We start from the raw sequence: 17,707 nt of genomic DNA on the forward strand, positions 1-17,707 counted from the left end.
GCGCGCTTTGTTAGAGTAGATTCATTTTTCGAGGAATCCCGCGCATGACAGCAGCTGCTGCCGACAAGAAGAAGTTGCCCCTGCATTGGAAGATGGGCATCGGCTTTGCGATCGGCCTGGTCCTGGGACTGATCGTGCATGCCTTGGGCGGCAGCGTCGAAGGCCTGCAGACCGGTGCCAAGTGGGTAATGGACTACGTCACCACCCCGGCTTCGGGCCTGTTCCTCAACCTGATCTTCATGCTGATCGTGCCGCTGATCTTCTCGGCGCTGATCATGGGCGTGTCGGAGATGGGCGACATCCGCGCCCTTGGCCGCATCGGCTGGAAGACGTTGGCCTACACCGTGCTGCTGTCCGGCATCGCCGTGGGTATCGGCCTGGTGCTGGTCAACCTGCTCAAGCCCGGTGCCGGCGTCGACCCGCAGGTGGCCGCGCTGATGCTGTCGGAGAACGCCGAGCGCAGCAAGGAAATCGTGGCTGGCATCCATGGCACGCCGAAGGGCATGGACATGCTGCTGTCGATCGTGCCGAGCAACGTGCTGCAGGCCGCTTCGGACAATGGCGCGATCCTGTCGCTGATGTTCTTCGCGCTGATGTTCGGTATCGGCATGGTGCTGACCGACGAGGCCAAGGTGGCCCCGCTGCGCCGCGCCATCGAAGGCGTGTTCGAAATCTCGATGACCCTGATCAACCTGGTCATCCGCCTGGCGCCGTATGCCGTGGCCTGCTTCATGTTCAACCTGGCCGCGCTGTTCGGCTTCGACCTGATCATCCGCCTGGGTGCCTACGTGGGCGTGGTGGTGCTGGCACTGGGCCTGCACATGGTGGTGACCTACGGCACCGCGGTATGGCTGTCGGGGCGTTCGCCGCTGGCGTTCTTCCGGCAGACCCAGGAGGCCACGGTGATGGCCTTCTCCACCGCCTCCAGCAACGCAACCCTGCCGACCGCGCTGCGCGTGGCCGACCAGATGGGCCTGCCGCAGCGCGTGTCGCGCTTCGTGCTGACCGTGGGCGCCACCGCCAACCAGAACGGCACCGCGCTGTTCGAGGGCGTGACGGTGATCTTCCTGGCCCAGTTCTTCGGTGTCGACCTGAGCATCGGCCAGCAGGTCATGGTGATGGCGGTCTGCATCCTTGGTGGTATCGGTACGGCCGGTGTGCCGTCCGGCTCGCTGCCGGTGGTGGCGATGATCTGTGCGATGGTCGGCGTCAATCCGCTGGGCATCGGCCTGATCCTGGGCGTGAACCACTTCCTGGACATGTGCCGCACCGCGCTGAACGTGACCGGCGACCTGGCCCTGACCACCCTGGTGGCCAAGGGGGAAGCGCCGGACACTCCGGCCGAGGCCGCTGCCGCCGCGGCCCGTCTGGACAACTGACCCAGGCAATACCTGATCGGGGTCGGATCCCTTTCCGCAGGAAAGGGCTCCGACCCCTTTTCATATGCGGAATCCAGCGGAAATCAAGACGTTGCTGGCCAGCGGCCGGCACGACCGCCCTTGTTGGCCTGCCCCCACCCGGCGTCTGTGGGACAATAGGCCGCCCGCAGTTCCGCGGCCGCCTCCCGATTCCGACAGAACCATGACGCAGCCTACCCGTCGCCAGTTGGCCAACGCCATCCGCTTCCTTGCCGCCGATGCGGTTGAAACCGCAAAGTCCGGCCACCCCGGCATGCCCATGGGCATGGCCGACATCGCCGAAGTCCTCTGGAACGACTACCACCGTCACAACCCGAACAACCCGCAGTGGTTCAACCGCGACCGCTTCGTGCTGTCCAACGGCCACGGCTCGATGCTGCAGTACGCGCTGCTGCACCTGAGCGGCTATGACCTGCCGATCGAGCAGCTGAAGGCCTTCCGCCAGCTGGGCAGCCACACTGCTGGCCATCCGGAGCGTCATGAGACCCCGGGCGTGGAGACCACCACCGGTCCGCTGGGCCAGGGTTTCGCCAATGCCGTCGGTTTTGCCTTGGCCGAGAAGCTGCTGGCACAGCGCTTCAACCGCCCGGAGCTGGAAATCGTCGACCACCGTACCTGGGTGTTCATGGGTGACGGCTGCCTGATGGAAGGCATTTCCCACGAAGCCGCCTCGCTGGCCGGCACCTGGGGCCTGCACAAGCTCGTCTGCTTCTGGGATGACAACCACATCTCCATCGACGGCAACACCGAAGGCTGGTTCACCGACAACACCCCGGAGCGGTTCGAGGCCTATGGCTGGAACGTGATCCGCGGCGTCGATGGCCACGATCCGGAGAGCATCAAGGCCGGTATCGAAGCGGCCCTGTCGCAGGACGGCAAGCCGACCCTGATCTGCTGCCGCACCACGATTGGGTTTGGTTCGCCGAACAAGGCCGGCAAGGAATCCAGCCACGGCGCACCGCTGGGCAAGGACGAACTGGAAGCCACCCGCAAGGCGCTGGACTGGAACTACGGCCCGTTCGAGATTCCGGAAGAGATCTACGCCGGCTGGCGTGCCGGCGGTACCGGCACCCTGCGCCAGGCCGAGTGGGAGCAGCAGTTCGACAAGTACGCTGCGCAGTACCCGGCCGAAGCCGCTGAACTGACCCGTCGCTCGCATGGCGATCTGCCGGCCGACTTCGTTGCCAAGGCCGACGCCTACATCGCCCAGGTTGCCGCCGAAGGCCAGACCATTGCCTCGCGCAAGGCGTCGCAGCTGGCCATCGAGGCGTTCGCGCCGCTGCTGCCGGAAATCGTGGGCGGTTCGGCTGACCTGGCACACTCGAACCTGACCCTGTGGAAGGGCAGCAAATCCGTCGCCACCGACGATGCCAATGCCAACTACGTGTACTACGGTGTGCGCGAGTTCGGCATGACCGCGATCGCCAACGGCCTGGCCCTGCACGGTGGTTTCATTCCGTTCGACGCCACCTTCCTGGTGTTCAGCGATTACGCTCGCAACGCCGTGCGCATGAGCGCGCTGATCCCGGCCCACGCCATCCACGTCTACACCCACGACTCGATCGGCCTGGGCGAAGACGGCCCGACCCACCAGCCGGTGGAGCACCTGGCCTCGCTGCGCTACATCCCGAACAACGACGTGTGGCGCCCGTGCGATGCGGTCGAGTCGGCCGTGAGCTGGAAGGCTGCGATCACCCGCCAGGACGGCCCGAGCTGCCTGGTGTTCAGCCGCCAGAACCTGCCGCACCAGCCGCGCGACGCCGAGCAGATCGCACAGATCGAGCGCGGTGGCTACGTGCTGGCCGATGCTGCCGGTACCCCGGACGTGATCCTGATCGCGACCGGTTCGGAAGTCTCGCTGGCGACCGAGGCGAAGGCGCAGCTGGACGCGGCCGGCCTGAAGACCCGCGTGGTCTCGATGCCGTCCACCGATGTGTTCCTGCGCCAGGATGCGGCCTACCGCGAATCGGTGCTGCCGAACGCCGTGCGCAAGCGCGTGGCGATCGAAGCCGGCATCACCGGCTTCTGGCGCCAGTTCGTCGGCCTGGACGGCGCAGTGATCGGTATCGACACCTTCGGTGCGTCGGCCCCGGCCGACAAGCTGTACCAGCACTTCGGCATCACCACCGCGCACGTTGTGGAAGCGGCCAAGGCGCTGTAAGCCGCGCTGCATGGAATACGGGGAGGCCGGCGCAAGCCGGCCTTTCTCGTTTGCGGAGCGAAACGAATCGCCCGCGCGTCAGTAGATCCACGCCATGCGTGGATAGGCGTTACATCGCGTCCCGCACGTCCATCAGCGCAAACCCCAATAGATTCAATCCGCGCCACTGCGCCGGGTTGTGCGCGTCGGCGTGATCCTTGGCCAGGCCGATTCCCCAGACAACATCCACCGGACTGGCTTCCACCAGGACCTGATCTTCCGTGGCGCGCAGGAAATCGCCCAGCGCCGCATTCTGCGAGAACTTGGCCCGATTGCCTTCGACCACCAGGGCGTAGCGCGCCTGCGCCCAGAGCGCCTCGTCGAAGCCCTCGATCTTCCGGCCCAGCGCTTTCACCTTGTCAGGCGTGCGGCTGGCGAGAACCTGTTCGAGGATGTCGGTGGCACCAAACAGTCGCGCTTTGCCGGCCATCATGAAGTGCTCGGCGGTGGGGTAGTGCACGCCGTCGATGTTGAAACCTGCGTCGTACCACTGGCTGAAACACGACGCCGCCACGCCCGTGCGCGGCGGCTGGTGGCCCCAGAAGCAGAGATAGCGCAGGTGCTCGCCATCGGCGTGGCGGCGTTGCAGGTCATGCAGGAAACGGGAATCGTTGTTCATCCGCACAGGATAGCGTGCCGCGCCACTGCGGTAGGTGCCAACCCTGGTTGGCACTGATCGTTATCCGCCGGGCATGGCCCGGCGCTACCATCCGCGCGATTACGCGGTGCGCGCCAGGGCCAGCCTCAACAACCGTGCATTGAGTCGTTCGCCGAAGTCCTTGGGCGACTGCAGTTCCATCCGCTGCAGGTACACCGCGTCGCCATCACCTGCAGGCTGCCACAGCGCGTCCCACACGGTGCGCAGCTTGCTGCCGCGCGTCTGCGTGTTGGCCTTCAGCCAGCCCAGTGCCTTCACCAGCACCTGTTCGATCTCGGTGAAGTCGCTGCCCAACGGATAATCGGGCAGGGTGCCATCGTTGCGGAACGGCGCCAGTGCCGCCGCCAGTGCCTGTGGTGTGTTGCGCTGCTGCCGCTGCGCATCGGGTTGTGCCGTTGCTGCCAGCTTGCGCGCCGCGAAGGCCTGCTGCAGCAGTGCGCCCTGGAACGGCGCTTCGGTGATCGCCACCATCGCGTGTACGCAGTCGTCATCGGTAAGGCCGCGCACATCGGCGATGCCGTACTCGTTGAGATAGATGTCACGCAGGTGGCGCGGAATGGTCGTGTGCCCATAATTCCAGCGCACATTGGATTCGCGCTGGCCGCGATCATCACGGGCGGCGCGGAACATCAACACACTGCGCGCTTCCGGCAGCGCATGCGCCATCGCTACGAAGTTGTACTGGCCGCCCACACCGGAGACCACACGGCCGTCTTCCAGTGCATCGGACACCGCTGCGCCCAGTGCGGTGGCCATCATGCAGGAATTGAAGAAGCGCGCGTGCCGGCGCTGCAGGCGTTCCAGTGTTTCGTTGCCTCCGTACAACTGGTTGATCTCGCTGATGCGGCGCATGCCGATCGCCCGGCATTCGTCCTCGGGCAGGGTGCGCAGCCATTCGTAGAATTCGGATGAGCCCAGGTAGAACGCGCCGTGCAGGTATTCGCCCTCCGCCTCCAGCGTGGCGTGGTCGATGGACAGCGTGCTGCCGTTCTCGATGCGCTGCATCAGCGCCAGATCATCATGCACCTTGCGCTTGATCACGCCGGTCTGCACCAGCCGGCGGAAGCCCTCGTTGAGCATTTCGCTGCAGCCGTACAGGCCGATCTCGAACGGATCCAGTCCGCCGATCTCCTGTACCAGCGGATGGCTGGCCAGTTGCGGGTCCAGCGCATCCAGCACGCGCCGGTAGCGCGCGTTGTCGGTGTGGCGCAGTACCAGTGCATGGCTGAGTGCATCGGCCAAGGTGCCGATGCCGATCTGCAATGTTCCGCCGTCGCGCACCAGGGTGCTGGCATACAGGCCGATGGCGTAGTCGGCGTCGGCCACCGGTTGCCGCGGCAGCCCGAACAACGCCGGATACGGCGGCGGCGGGGTGATGACCAGATCGAAGAAGGACACGTCGACCGTGGCCGTGCCGCCCAGATACGGCAGCTGCGGATCGATCTCGGCGACCAGCAGCGGGCGCGGCAGGCCGCGCGCGGTCATCGCGTCCAGCGTGTCCTGGGTGATGTCGTTGTTGCAGGACAGCGACAGGCGCCGGTCGTCCGGGCGCATCGCTACTTTCTGCACGATCACCTGCGGCGCGCGCTGGGCCACGGCGTCGGCAGCATGGGTGTAGTTGAGGCTGGTGTAGCTGGACTGTGCCTGTCGCGAACCGAGCAGGGCGCCGGACTGCATGTAGAACTCTTCCACCTGCACATGCGCTGGCAATGCGTCACGCGCGATTGCATCGGCATAGGCCAGGCGCGGGAAGTCTTCACCGAAATGGCGCGCCGCGAACGGCGCCATGAAGCGCGCTTCCAGGCCGTCTCCCTTCGCCCGCGGCGGGTTCAACGACAGCGCGGTATACAGCTGCAGCGGCCGTGACGGGTCCTGTTCCACACGCGCATACAGGGCGTTGAGCAGGCGGTGGGGTTTGCCCAGCGCCAGCGGCGCACCGATCCGCAGCGGCCCATCCACGCGCGCGAACAGCCAGTCAACGGCGGCGTCGAGGTCGGTGAGGTGTTCGGTCATCCGGGGCGGTCCTGCTGGGGGGAGTGCTGGCATTACAGCATGTCGGGCTTGAACCGCCGTCGACGCGAGACTTCGGCGCCGGACACCATGAACCGGCCATCGCCGCGGTAATGCACCGTGCGCGGCAGCTTGGGGCGCGGCGCAACGTGCGCGCGCACGATTTCCCAGATGAAGAGATTGCTCGATTCGACCTGGCTGTCGTCATGCAGGCGGCACTCGAAACTGGAATGGCATTGGCCCACCAAGGGTGCCCCCACGTCCCGCGCCGGCACCGCATCCAGGCCGAACCGTTCGAACTTGTTGACGTCGCGGCCGCTGCAGTTGCCGATGTCAACCACGGTGTCCAGCAGTTCGACCCCGGGCACGTTGATCACGCACTCGCCGCTGCCACGGGCCAGGCCGAAGCTGTGGTTCTCGTTCCACAGGTAGGTGGCGACCAGCGAGGGCGAGAAGCCCATCACCATGTGCCAGCCCATCGTCATCAGGTTGCGCTGGCCACGCCAGGCGGTGCTGACCAGCACGATGGGGCCGGGCTCGAGAAAGCGCCGGGCCTGCTCGACCGGGAAATCACGCTTGCGCAAAGGCTTCATGCCGGTACCTGCGGTGGAGGCCCCCCATGCTGGCGCAGGCGCGATGAAGTACGGATCGAGGGGTTGACAGTCGGTTCGATTACGCGCGTAATCGAATTGTCGATTACGGATGTAAACCATGACCCCGATCAGCGAAGCCGAGGCCGTAGTGATGGAGGTGCTGTGGCAGCAGGCACCGCGTACCGCCGATGAGGTCGTGGCCGCTCTGGCCCACCGCGACTGGGCCGAGCCGACCATCAAGACCCTGCTCAACCGCCTGCTGACCAAGGGCGCCATCGCCGCCGAGCGCGACGGCCGGCGCTATCTGTACCGGCCGCTGCTGCAGCGCCAGGCATGGGTCGAGACGCAGAGCCGGGACTTCATCGGGCGTGTGTTTGAAGGCCGTGTGGCGCCGCTGGTGGCGCATTTCAGCGAGCGCGGCCAGCTCAGCGCACAGGACATTATCGAACTGAAGAAGCTGATCCAGGAGCTGGACCATGAATGAGCTGCTCGACGGACTGTGGCGGGCCAGCCTGTGGCTGGCGCTGGGCGTGGTCCTGCTGGCGACGGTGCGGCCGCTGCTGGTGCGGCTGGGCGGCGCTGGACTGGTGTATCGCAGCTGGTGGCTGCTGCCGCTGCTGCTAGCGGCGCTGTTGCTTCCCCTGCCGCAGGTCGCGCTGTTGCAGCATGTGCCGACCTTGCCGCTGAAGGTCGTGCCCGAAGCAGTGGAAGGCCTGCCAACAGCGTCGCTGCAATGGCCCTGGGTGCTGTTGCTGGTGTGGACACTGGGCGCGGGCCTCTGCCTGCTGCGCGACCTGCGCGCACAGCGTCGCTTCGAACGTGGCATGGGCGGCCTGCGGGCGCGTGCCGATGGCAGCTGGCAGGCCAGTGGCGATCCTGGGCTACCGGCGCTGGTGGGCCTGTGGCGGCCACGCATCGTGGTCGGCCCCGATTTCGACCAGCAGTTCACCGCGCAGGAGCAGCGCCTGATCCTGCAGCACGAGCGCAGCCATCGTCGCAACGGCGATCACTGGGCCAACGGCGTGCTGCTGCTGATGCGCGCGATGTTCTGGTTCCACCCGCTGCTGCCATGGGCCGCACGTCGTTTCCTGCGTGACCAGGAACTGGCCTGCGATGCCCGCACCATTGCCCCGCAGCCCGCGCTGCGCGGCCTGTACGCCAGCACGCTGCTGAAGGCGCAGCTGGTCCACCCGGTTGCGCCGGCGGTCTGCCATTGGCGCAGCCAACCCGTGTTGAAGGAGCGTATCGCCATGTTGCAGCAGTCCAAGCGGAAGGCATTGCCGTGGGTGTCGGGTCAGGTGCTGGTGGTCGGGTTGTGCCTGGGAATGGGGGCAGTGGCGTGGGCCAGCCAGAGTGGCGCAATGGCGGTCGGCCCAGCGGTGGCCGTCATGGATCGGGAGATCCAGGTCGACAAGATGCCGCCGCCGAGCTACCCGAAGAGCGCGTTCGAGCAGAGCCAGGCAGGCGTCGTGGTGCTTCGCGTCGACGTGGATGCGCACGGTGCTGTCAGCGAAGTGCGTGTGGTGAGCGCCACCAATCCGGGCGTATTCGAAGCGGTATCGATTGCAGCAGCGCGAAGCTGGACCTATCGCCCGGCGCTGAAGAATGGCAAGCCGGTGGCGGGTGCCGTGCGTATTCCGATCACCTTCGCCATGGATGACAGCGACGACGTGACGGAGACCGCCAGGTGATGCGCATCGCGCTGCTGTTGGCAGCGGGGATGCTGGCAGGCTGCGCTACCCGGGAACGGCTGACCACCGTCGATACCCGCAATGAAAGCGTCGGCCATCAACGCCTGCATGCGGAAGGGAAAGGTGGCAGCAGCCAGGTGCAGGCGTACACGCTGGGAGCAACCGAAGGCTATCGGATGCCGCAGCTGTATGCAGCGCCGGATCCGCAGATCGGTCACCGTGACCCGCGCACCGAGCTGGCGCCAACCACGATCTGCCTGCAGGTGGTGATCGATGCCGAAGGGGCTGTCGAGCGAAGCCTGGCGCTGGTCGACCGCAGCGAATGCGCTGCAGGCGCGGCAAGCGAGAATGCGCCTCTGCTGCAGGCGGCGCAGGAGGCGGTGGCGATGTGGAAGTATTCTCCCGCCGCCGTCTGCCACTTCGCACCCGGCAAGGTGCCGAGCGACCGTGGCGACTGCGAGGGCGCCGAGCGCGTTGAGCCAGTGCCGGTGAGCCTGCTGTATGCCTTCACCTTCGAGATCGTGAAGGGCCAGCATGTGGTGCGCACGCAGGGCAAATGACGCCGCGTCATTGCCGGAGCGATGAGGCGGCTATGCAGCCCTCACGCCCCGCCCTGGATGTTGGCCTTCACCGCCGGCTGCATCAGCTGTGGCTCTGCCAGCGTCGCATCACGCGCCTGACGCACGCTGACGAACTCGGCTTCGGCCACGCCGTCATGCACGTGGATGTTGTGCGCGCGCTGTTCACCGATGGTGGTTTCGTTGGCGAAATCGCGGCCGCCCGGGCCGTAGTCGTGGCAGACGAACACGCGGGTGGCATCGGGCAGGGCAAGCAGGCGCTGGATCGAGCGGTACAGCTGCGCGGCGTCGCCGCCGGGGAAGTCGCAGCGCGCGGTGCCGCCATCGGGCATGAACAGCGAATCGCCGGTGAAGACAGCATCGTCGATCAGATAAGCGATGCTGTCGCTGGTGTGGCCGGGCACGGCGATGATGCGCCCCTGCAACTCACCCAGTGCAAAGGTCTCGCCATCGGCGAACAGGTGATCGAAGACCGCATCTTCCTCGGGTAGCTGCAGACCATAGCGCGGTGCGAACGTGGCCTGCACCGCGCGGATGCCTTCGCCGATGGCCAACGTCGCCTGCGGGAACCGCTGCTTGAGCCGCCGCCCCGCCGACACGTGGTCGGCGTGGGCGTGGGTTTCCAGCAGCCAGCGCACGTGCAGCTGCTGCTGCGCGATGGCATCGAGCATCGCGCGCACCGGCGATTCGCTGCTGGCGTCGGTGTCCGGGTCGTAATCCAGTACCGGGTCGATCAGCGCGGCCTCCCTGCTGGCCGGGTCGCTGACCAGGTAGCTGAAGGTATTGCTGTCACGGTGGAAGAACGATTGCACCTGGACCGACATCGGATACTCCTCAGCGTGTGGCGAGCACGCGGTTCAGCAACTGCGCCAGGTTTTCGCCGGCCAGTCGCAGCTGCGCTTCGGCCACAGGCCGATAGCGCGTGGTGTAGTCGTCGCCGATCTTACGCGAGGCAGGGTAAACGCCAGGTTGCACGGAAATGCGGCAGCTGGCTTCAGCCCAGCTGACCGGATCACGCTGCGGGTTGGACTGGCGTGCCAGCTTCGGCGCCGGCAGCGCGCGCAGCACCGGCAGGTAACCGGCATCGTCGACCTTGCGGGTATTGAGCATGCCGCTGTCCCACAGCGAGTGCAGGTTGGTGCCGCGGTTGCCGAACTGCAGCTGGAAATCGTTGCCGCCCTTGTCATGGCCGTAGCCGGCGTGCATCGGCTGATGGATGTCGCCGACCAGGTGCACGACGAACTTCAGCGCCTGCAGGCGCTCGCCATCGGTCAGGCTGCGGTCGCCGAGGATCGCGCTTTGCGCCTTCAGCGCTTCGACGATGCAGTTGCCGCTCTTGCAGTGCTTCGGCGCCTCGTAATGGCAGCCATCTTCGGCGATGTTGACGTAGTGCCAGCCGGCCGAGCGACGGCCCAGGCCGGGGTCCTTGGCGCGCAGCTGGTCGGCCCAGGGCGCGATGCTGGCCAGGGTAGCGCCGGGTTCGGTGGCCAGCAGGCGGTCGACTTCGGCGCGCGCGGTAGGGTTGAGGCGGCTGTCGGCCACTTCGGCGACCAGGCGGTGGCCTTGCGCGCCCCAGGCATGGGCGGGTGCGGACAGGGTCAGCAGGGCCGGCGCGAGGGCGGCGGCGAGGAACAGGGAGTGCAGTGCTTTCATCCGCTCATTCTAGCCAGCGGGGGAGATGGGTGGTTGATGGAAAGCGGCGCGTTCATTGTCGTCGGGGCGTGTGCGGCCGGGGCAGGCAGTGCGGGACACGCCGTAAACCCATCCATGGGGGCTCGATGGCGCCATCCATGGCGCCAACGGTCCCGCTCTGCCTGCCCCGGCCGCACACCTCCAACATGGCCGCGTTGGCGGATGCAAACGTCAAAAACAGAATCAGAGTCAAATGCAGGATCACATCCTGCGGCCTGCAATCGCGTCCAGCCAATGGCAACTGTGCAATGCGGTTGCCGGCTTCTGCTTGCGCTTGCGCGCGCGCGGAAATGAGAGAGGCGGGGCAGGTGAATTGCTCAGGACCGTTCGCCGCATGGATGCGGCGATCGAGCCTACAGGGACGTATTTACGGCGTGTCCTGAACAATTCACCTGCCCCGCCCAAACGCAGCTCCACGCTCTGCAACAAAAAAGCCCCGGCACACACATACCGGGGCAACATGCTGCGAGGGTTTTGCCTGTAGCGGGGGAGCGGGGGCGAAGCCCCCGCCAAACAACCCCTTAGAACTTGAAGACGTACGACGCGCCGTAGACCAGCGGATCGATGTTGACCGTGCCGATCTTCTCGCCGTCCAGCTTCACCTTGCTGTCGATGTCGATCCAGCGCATGTCCACGCGCAGGGCGCCCTTCTCGCCAATCGCGAAGTCGATGCCCGCATGCGCGGCCAGGCCCCACGAATCCTGCAGCTTCAACTTGCTGCCTGCCAGCGCACCGGTGGTGTCCTCGCTGAAGAAGGTGGTGTAGTTCAGGCCGGCGCCGACGAACGGCGACACCTTGCCCTTGCTGTTGAAGTGGTACTGCAGGGTGACCACCGGCGGCAGCTGCTTGGTGCTGCCCACGCGGCCCAGGCCGTTGATGTTGATGTCGTGCTTGAACGGCAGCGCCGCCAGTACTTCGATGCCCAGATTGTCGGCGATGAAATACTCACCGGTGATGGTCGGCTTGACGTCGTTGTCGACGTCGACCTTCAGGGTGCCGCCGGCCAGCCAGCCGTTGTTCGACTTCGGGGCGACCTGGTGCACGCCGGCGGAAATGGTCCAGTCACCCTTGGACTGGGCCATGGCCGGGGCAGCGGCCAGCGACAGGGCGGCGGCCAGGCTGGCCACGATCAGGGGGGAGGTCTTGCGCATGGGGGTGATCTCGTTGCTGGGTGGATGTGGCCAGTCTCGGCCTCACGCCGCGCTAACGCTTTGATCCGGATCAAATCCTGTCCGGCCCCCGTCCGGGCGCCGGCCTTGGCCGGCGGTGGTCAAGGCCGGCCTGCTAGACTTGTGGGCCCTATCCACCCCGCCGCACCTGTCGCGGCTGCAGGAGCTTGAGAACATGGCAATCAAGGTTGGTATCAACGGTTTCGGTCGCATCGGGCGTAACGTCCTGCGCTCGGCGGTGCTGAACTTCGGCGACGACATCGAAATCGTGGCCATCAACGATCTGCTGGAGCCGGATTACCTGGCCTACATGCTCAAGTACGACTCCGTGCACGGCCGTTTCAAGGCCGACGTAGCCGTCGATGGCAAGGATCTGCTGGTCAACGGCAAGAAGATCCGCCTGACCCAGGAACGCGATCCGTCCAACCTGAAGTGGGACGAAGTCGGCGTTGACGTCGTGCTCGAAGCCACCGGCCTGTTCCTGGACAAGGTCAGCGCGCAGAAGCACATCGATGCCGGCGCCAAGAAGGTCATCCTGTCGGCACCGTCGAAGGACGACACGCCGATGTTCGTGTTCGGCGTGAACGACAAGACCTACGCCGGCCAGGCGATCATCTCCAACGCCTCGTGCACCACCAACTGCCTGGCGCCGCTGGCCAAGGTCATCAATGACAAGTGGGGCATCAAGCGCGGCCTGATGACCACCGTGCATGCGGCTACCGCCACCCAGAAGACCGTCGATGGCCCGTCCAACAAGGACTGGCGCGGCGGCCGCGGCATCCTGGAAAACATCATTCCGTCCTCCACCGGTGCGGCCAAGGCCGTCGGCGTGGTCATCCCGGAACTGAACAAGAAGCTGACCGGCATGAGCTTCCGCGTTCCGACCTCGGACGTGTCCGTGGTCGACCTGACCGTCGAGCTGGAGAAGGAAGCCACCTACGCCGAGATCTGCGCCGAAGTGAAGGCACAAAGCGAAGGCGCGCTGAAGGGCATCCTGGGCTACACCGAAGACAAGGTGGTTGCCACCGATTTCCGCGGTGAAACCCACACCTCGGTGTTCGACGCCGATGCTGGCATCGCCCTGGACGGCACCTTCGTCAAGCTCGTGTCGTGGTACGACAACGAGTGGGGCTATTCCAACAAGTGCCTGGAAATGGCCAAGGTCGTCGCAGCCAAGTAAGGCCTGCGAAGATCGTCGCACGAACCCCGGCCTGGCCGGGGTTCGTCGTTTAAGGGGCCCGGCCTGACGTAGCATGGGCCCGTCGACCGCCGCCATCGTGGCGCGCGGGATCGCATTGGAAGGCGAGGAATGGAAGCACTCTTGGTCCTGGCAGTACTGGTCCTGCTGGCGATACCGCTGCTGCTGGTGGTGGCGCTGGTGATGATTGCCGGCCTGCGCCGGCGGGTCGCCGCGCTGGAGGCCGCACAGACCGTGCAGGTCGCGCCCACTTCGGCAGGGACGGTAGGCCGTGCGCCCTCGGCAGTAGCCGAGCCGCCGCGCGCCCCTGCGGCAACACGCGAGCCCAGCAGCGAGCCCTCGTTCCTGCGGCCCACGGCAACCCCGGCATCAGCGCCGGTCGCCGCTCGCGAAGAGTTGCCGCTGCCGGCCCCGCCCGCGCGTCCGCTGCCGCCACCGCCGTTGCCACCGGAGCCGACATTGCCGCCGCTGCCGGCAGAACCGGCCCTGCCGAACCTGGTGGAGCGCGCGATTGGCGCGGTCAAACACTGGTTCACCCAGGGCAATGTGCCGGTGAAGATCGGCATGCTGGTGCTGCTGGCCGGTGTTGCCGCGCTGCTCAAGTACGTCAGCGACCAGGGCTGGCTGGTGGTACCGGTCGAACTGCGGTTGGCGGGCATCACCGTCGGTGCGCTGGGCCTGTTGGCCTTCGGCTGGCACCAGCGCGAGCGCCGGCGGATGTTCGCGCTGGCCTTGCAGGGTGGCGCCATCGGCGTGCTGCTGCTGACCATCTTCGCTGCCTTCAAGCGTTTCGATCTGCTCGCGCCCGGTTTCGCCTTTGCCAGCTCGATCGCCCTGGTGGCGGGGCTCTGTGTGCTGGCGGTGGTGCAGAACTCGCGCACATTGGCAGTGCTGGGCATCCTGGCGGGCTTCATGGCACCGCTGTGGCTGTCCACCGGCAGTGGCAACCACGTCGGGCTGTTCAGCTACTACGCCGTGCTCAACGCGGGCATTTTCGCCATCGCCTGGTATCGCCCGTGGCGTGTGCTGAACCTGCTCGGTTTCGCGTTCACCTTCGGCATCGGCACGTTCTGGGGCGTGCTGCAGTACGACGCGGCCAAGTTCGCCAGCACCGAACCGTTCCTGCTGCTGTTCTTCGCCTTCTACCTGTTGATTCCGCTGTTGTATGCGCGCCGGCAGCCGGCCGGGCGTCGCGATCTGGTTGACGGCAGCCTGGTGTTCGGCACGCCGCTGATCGCCTTCTCGCTGCAGGCTGGCATGCTGCACGAACAGCCGATGACGCTGGCCCTGTGTGCGCTGGGCCTGGCCGCGATCTATGCGCTGCTGGCACGGGCGCTGATTGCGCGCGCGTCGTACACGGTGCTGGCGCAGTCGCATGCGGTACTGGCGGTGGGCTTTGCGACGCTGGCGGTGCCGTTGGCATTCTCGGCGCGGGCCACCGGCGCGGTATTCGCGCTGGAAGGCGCCGGCCTGGCCTGGCTGGGGTTGCGCCAGAAGCGCTGGTTGCCGCAGGTGACCGGTGCGCTGCTGCAACTCGCCGCCGCATTCGCGTTCGTGGTGGGTGCCGACCATTGGCACCAGGACCAGCGCTTCCTGCTCAACCCGACCGCGATCGGCGCGCTGCTGCTGGCCGTGGCAGGTTTCGCGGCGGCGTGGAGCTATCAGCGCAGGCAGCGCCATGACATTGCCCTGGCGTACTACCTGTGGGGCCTGCTGTGGTGGTTGGGCGGTCTGGTGCATGAAATCGGCCGCTTCTTCCCGCATTCGGTGCAGGCCGATGCCGTGCTGGTGCTGGCCGCCGTCACCGCCTGGCTGGCGTCGGAAGTACAGCGCCGCATGCCGGCGCGTGCGCTGGGCGTGACCGCGCTGGCGATGCTGGCAGCGGGCTTCCCGTTGGCGCTGCTGCAGAGCGACGCGCACCAGCAGCCGTTTGCCGGCTACGGCGCATTGGCGTGGGCAGTGTTCGCTGTGCTCGGCGTGCGCAGCCTGCTGTGCCTGCGTCAGGGCAGTGGCGGCGTGGCCCGTATCGCGCAGTTCCTGTGGTGGCTGCTGTGGCCGTCGCTGCTTTCGCTGATGGCCCTGTGGGGCGGCGGCGACGCGCGCCTGGCGCAGGGCTGGACCGCGCTGCTGGTGACCCTGCCGTGGTTGCTGCTGGCGGCACTGTCGCTGTGGCGCTGGAACGTGCTGCGCTGGCCGCTGGGTGCTGCGTTTGATCCGGTGCGCCTGCCGCTGCAGAGCGTGATTTTCGCGGTGCTGGCGTTGGCCTGGTTGTTCGGCCTGACCCTGGCGGGTGACGCCACGCCGTTGCCGTGGCTGCCGCTGCTCAATCCTGCCGAACTGGCGCAGTGGGTCAGCCTGTTGCTGATCGCGCGCTGGCTGTATGACGCGCAGGGACCGGCGCCGCTGCAGCGGTTGCGTGTGCCGGTGCTGGCCGTGGCCGGTTTCATCGCGTTGACCAGCACCGTGCTGCATGGCGTGCATCATTGGGGCGGGGTGGTCTGGGATCCGACGATGGCCCGCTTCAGCCTGGCCCAGACCAGCCTGACCGTGTTGTGGAGCGTGCTCGGCGTGATCGCCTGGGTGTGGGGTTCGCGTCGCGGCCAGCGTGTGCTGTGGATGGTCGGTGCCGTGTTGATGGCCGTGGTACTGGCCAAGCTGGTGCTGATCGACCGCCAGCACCTGGGCAACCTGCTGGGAATCGCATCGTTCATCGCCTACGGCCTGCTGTGCACCGTGGTGGGCTACCTGGCGCCCGCGCCGCCGAGCGGGCCGCCAACCGTGGAGGAAAACCAATGAGGAAGTGGAGCCGAGTGTTGCTGCCGGTCTTGTTCGGCGTGGCCGGTGCGGTTGCCGCGCAGGCCACGGACTACCGCGCGCAGTACGCCGAACAATGGCCGCTGAGCCTGTCCAGCGCGCAGTCCGGTGCCTACCGGGTGGTGCTGGAGCCGGCGATCTACCGCCGCGCAGGCGCCGCCGACCTGGGCGACCTGCAGGTGTTCAACGCCGCCGGCCAGGCGTTGCCGTCGGCGCTGCTGGCGCCGGACCAGCCGTTGGCGCAGCCGCCGGTGCAGCGCGAGCTGCCGTGGTTTGCACTGCCGCCGCTGGCCGAGGCCCAGCGCAACGACCTGCAGCTGCTGACCGAGCGCGATACCGACGGCCGTGTGCGCCGGGTCGAGGCTCGGCTCGGTGGCGGTGGTGCGGTGGCAAACGGGCAGGGCGGCTGGTTGATCGATGCCAGCGTGCTCGGCCAGCAACCGCTGGCGGCACTGGTGCTGGACTGGGCCGAAAGTGGCCAGCCGCTGCAGGCGCAGGTGCAGCTCGATGCCAGCGACGATCTGCAGCACTGGCAGTCGATCGCCCGCGATGTCCCCCTGGTGGACCTGCAGCGCGCGGGCAAGCGCCTGCTGCAGCGCCGCCTGCAGGTCGACAGCAACGTGCGCTACCTGCGGATCCTGCCGCAGGGCGAGGCGCGCCTGCCGGAGCTGCGCAGCGTCCTGGCGGAACTGCCGCCGGCGCCGGCAACGGTGCCGTGGGAGTGGCTGTCGCTGGAACCGACCGCGCAGGGCAAGGGTGAATTCACCTTTGAACTGGATGGTCGCTTCCCGGTGACCCGCGCCGACGTGGCCAGCACCGACAACAGCCTGGTGCAGTGGACCCTGTTCAGTCGCGATGACGCTGCCGCGGAGTGGCAGCGCCGCAGCGCGCCGTGGATCGCCTATCAGCTGCAGCAGGGTGCCCCGGGCCAGCGCCAGCAATCGGCGGCACAGCCGTTGGGTGGCATGTACCGCGACCGTTACTGGAAGCTGGTAGCGAGCCCGGTGGAGACCACCAGCGCCCCGACCCTGCGCCTGGGCTATCAACCGGAAGTGATGGTGTTCCTCAGCCAGGGCGCAGCGCCCTACGCACTGGCCGTGGGCAGTACCACCGCACGCCGCGCGGAGGCACCGATCACGGTGCTGATCGAGGAACTGCGCCAGCGCAATGATCCGTCGTGGCAGCCGACGCTGGCACGCTTGGAAGGCAGTCCGGAGACGCTGGCCGGTGATGCGGCGCTGAAGCCGCAGCACGACTGGAAGGCGTGGCTGCTGTGGGCGCTGCTGGGACTGGGGGTGCTGGTTGTCGGCGGACTGGCGTTGAGCCTGCTGAAGCAGAAGCCGTCGCCTTCGGCGTAGTTTGCAGCGAACGGCGCAGCCCCTCGTGGGTGGTCGGTTGGTTGCGTAGAGCAAAAGCCGCGCTTGGCCGGGCGGGTGGGCTGGGCAGGGGACGCCGCAAGTACGTCCCTGTAGGCTTGGCAGCCGCATCCATGCGGCTGACACCCCTGCCCAGCCCACCCGCCTGGCCTCTGACAATTTCCGTGTGCGTTCACCCACGGAAGAGAAAAAAAGAGCAAGAGCAGCTTCGCTGGGCGCTCCCTGTAGAGCCGAGCCGATGCTCGGCTGCTCTCCGCGAGATCTCCAGCCGAGCATCGGCTCGGCTCTACCTTCCATCTTCATCCGACAC

Annotated in this window: 14 protein-coding genes; 8 read left to right on the forward strand and 6 right to left on the reverse strand. The window is 66.8% G+C overall.

Annotated elements, in window-relative coordinates:
- Positions 1-44 precede the first annotated feature (44 nt).
- Both CR919_RS15895 and tkt read left to right on the forward strand, forming a co-directional pair.
- Positions 45-1,379: a dicarboxylate/amino acid:cation symporter gene (locus tag CR919_RS15895; protein WP_099820835.1), complete on the forward strand. Its 1,335-nt coding sequence runs from the start codon at positions 45-47 to the stop codon at positions 1,377-1,379.
- Between the two features lie 202 nt (positions 1,380-1,581).
- The gene (gene tkt / locus CR919_RS15900; protein WP_099820836.1) at positions 1,582-3,579 is read left to right on the forward strand and encodes a transketolase; all 1,998 of its coding nucleotides are present in this window, start codon (positions 1,582-1,584) and stop codon (positions 3,577-3,579) included.
- A 109-nt stretch (positions 3,580-3,688) separates the two neighbouring features.
- Here the strand turns inward: tkt and CR919_RS15905 are convergent, their stop codons facing one another.
- The 3 genes from CR919_RS15905 to CR919_RS15915 form a co-directional block, all read right to left on the reverse strand.
- Positions 3,689-4,237 carry an NADAR family protein gene (locus CR919_RS15905; protein ID WP_099820837.1) on the reverse strand — a complete coding sequence of 183 codons (549 nt, stop codon included), beginning with the start codon at positions 4,235-4,237 and terminating at the stop codon, positions 3,689-3,691.
- 99 nt (positions 4,238-4,336) lie between these two features.
- A complete protein-coding gene (locus CR919_RS15910; protein ID WP_099820838.1) occupies positions 4,337-6,289 on the reverse strand; it encodes an acetyl-CoA hydrolase/transferase C-terminal domain-containing protein in 1,953 nt (650 codons plus the stop codon).
- A 32-nt stretch (positions 6,290-6,321) separates the two neighbouring features.
- Positions 6,322-6,879, reverse strand: coding sequence for a flavin reductase family protein (locus CR919_RS15915; RefSeq protein ID WP_099820839.1), 558 nt, complete (start codon positions 6,877-6,879; stop codon positions 6,322-6,324).
- A gap of 118 nt (positions 6,880-6,997) precedes the next feature.
- Between CR919_RS15915 and CR919_RS15920 the strand changes: the two genes are divergently transcribed.
- The 3 genes from CR919_RS15920 to CR919_RS15930 are packed head-to-tail and all read left to right on the forward strand — an operon-like array spanning position 6,998 to position 9,130.
- Positions 6,998-7,363 (forward strand): BlaI/MecI/CopY family transcriptional regulator, encoded by a 366-nt coding sequence (locus CR919_RS15920; RefSeq protein ID WP_099820840.1) that lies wholly within the window; start codon positions 6,998-7,000, stop codon positions 7,361-7,363.
- The gene (locus CR919_RS15925) at positions 7,356-8,570 is read left to right on the forward strand and encodes a TonB family protein (protein ID WP_099820841.1); all 1,215 of its coding nucleotides are present in this window, start codon (positions 7,356-7,358) and stop codon (positions 8,568-8,570) included. The genes CR919_RS15920 and CR919_RS15925 overlap by 8 nt, the downstream gene beginning before the upstream one ends.
- On the forward strand, positions 8,570-9,130 hold the full coding sequence (locus CR919_RS15930) for a hypothetical protein (RefSeq protein ID WP_099820842.1): 561 nt from the start codon (positions 8,570-8,572) through the stop codon (positions 9,128-9,130). The genes CR919_RS15925 and CR919_RS15930 overlap by 1 nt, the downstream gene beginning before the upstream one ends.
- Positions 9,131-9,171: 41 nt before the next feature.
- On the opposite strand, the gene CR919_RS15935 is transcribed toward CR919_RS15930, so the two are convergent.
- From CR919_RS15935 to CR919_RS15945, 3 genes are all read right to left on the reverse strand, one after another.
- Positions 9,172-9,972, reverse strand: coding sequence for an MBL fold metallo-hydrolase (locus tag CR919_RS15935; protein ID WP_099820843.1), 801 nt, complete (start codon positions 9,970-9,972; stop codon positions 9,172-9,174).
- Between the two features lie 10 nt (positions 9,973-9,982).
- Entirely contained in the window at positions 9,983-10,801 is an 819-nt protein-coding gene (locus CR919_RS15940; RefSeq protein WP_099820844.1) for a S1/P1 nuclease, read from the reverse strand.
- Between the two features lie 560 nt (positions 10,802-11,361).
- A complete protein-coding gene (locus CR919_RS15945; RefSeq protein ID WP_099820845.1) occupies positions 11,362-11,991 on the reverse strand; it encodes an OmpW family outer membrane protein in 630 nt (209 codons plus the stop codon).
- Positions 11,992-12,184: 193 nt separating this feature from the next.
- Between CR919_RS15945 and gap the strand changes: the two genes are divergently transcribed.
- From gap to CR919_RS15960, 3 genes are all read left to right on the forward strand, one after another.
- Complete coding sequence (gap, locus tag CR919_RS15950; protein WP_025874252.1) at positions 12,185-13,189, forward strand: type I glyceraldehyde-3-phosphate dehydrogenase; 1,005 nt, start codon at positions 12,185-12,187, stop codon at positions 13,187-13,189.
- A gap of 129 nt (positions 13,190-13,318) precedes the next feature.
- Positions 13,319-16,003 (forward strand): DUF2339 domain-containing protein, encoded by a 2,685-nt coding sequence (locus CR919_RS15955; protein ID WP_099820846.1) that lies wholly within the window; start codon positions 13,319-13,321, stop codon positions 16,001-16,003.
- The gene (locus tag CR919_RS15960) at positions 16,000-17,379 is read left to right on the forward strand and encodes a DUF3999 domain-containing protein (RefSeq protein WP_099820847.1); all 1,380 of its coding nucleotides are present in this window, start codon (positions 16,000-16,002) and stop codon (positions 17,377-17,379) included. Before CR919_RS15955 ends, CR919_RS15960 begins: the two co-directional genes overlap by 4 nt.
- Positions 17,380-17,707: the final 328 nt, after the last annotated feature.

The sequence above is a fragment of the Stenotrophomonas sp. LMG 10879 genome (assembly GCF_002750935.1).
GTDB classification, from domain to species: Bacteria; Pseudomonadota; Gammaproteobacteria; order Xanthomonadales; family Xanthomonadaceae; genus Stenotrophomonas; species Stenotrophomonas lactitubi_B.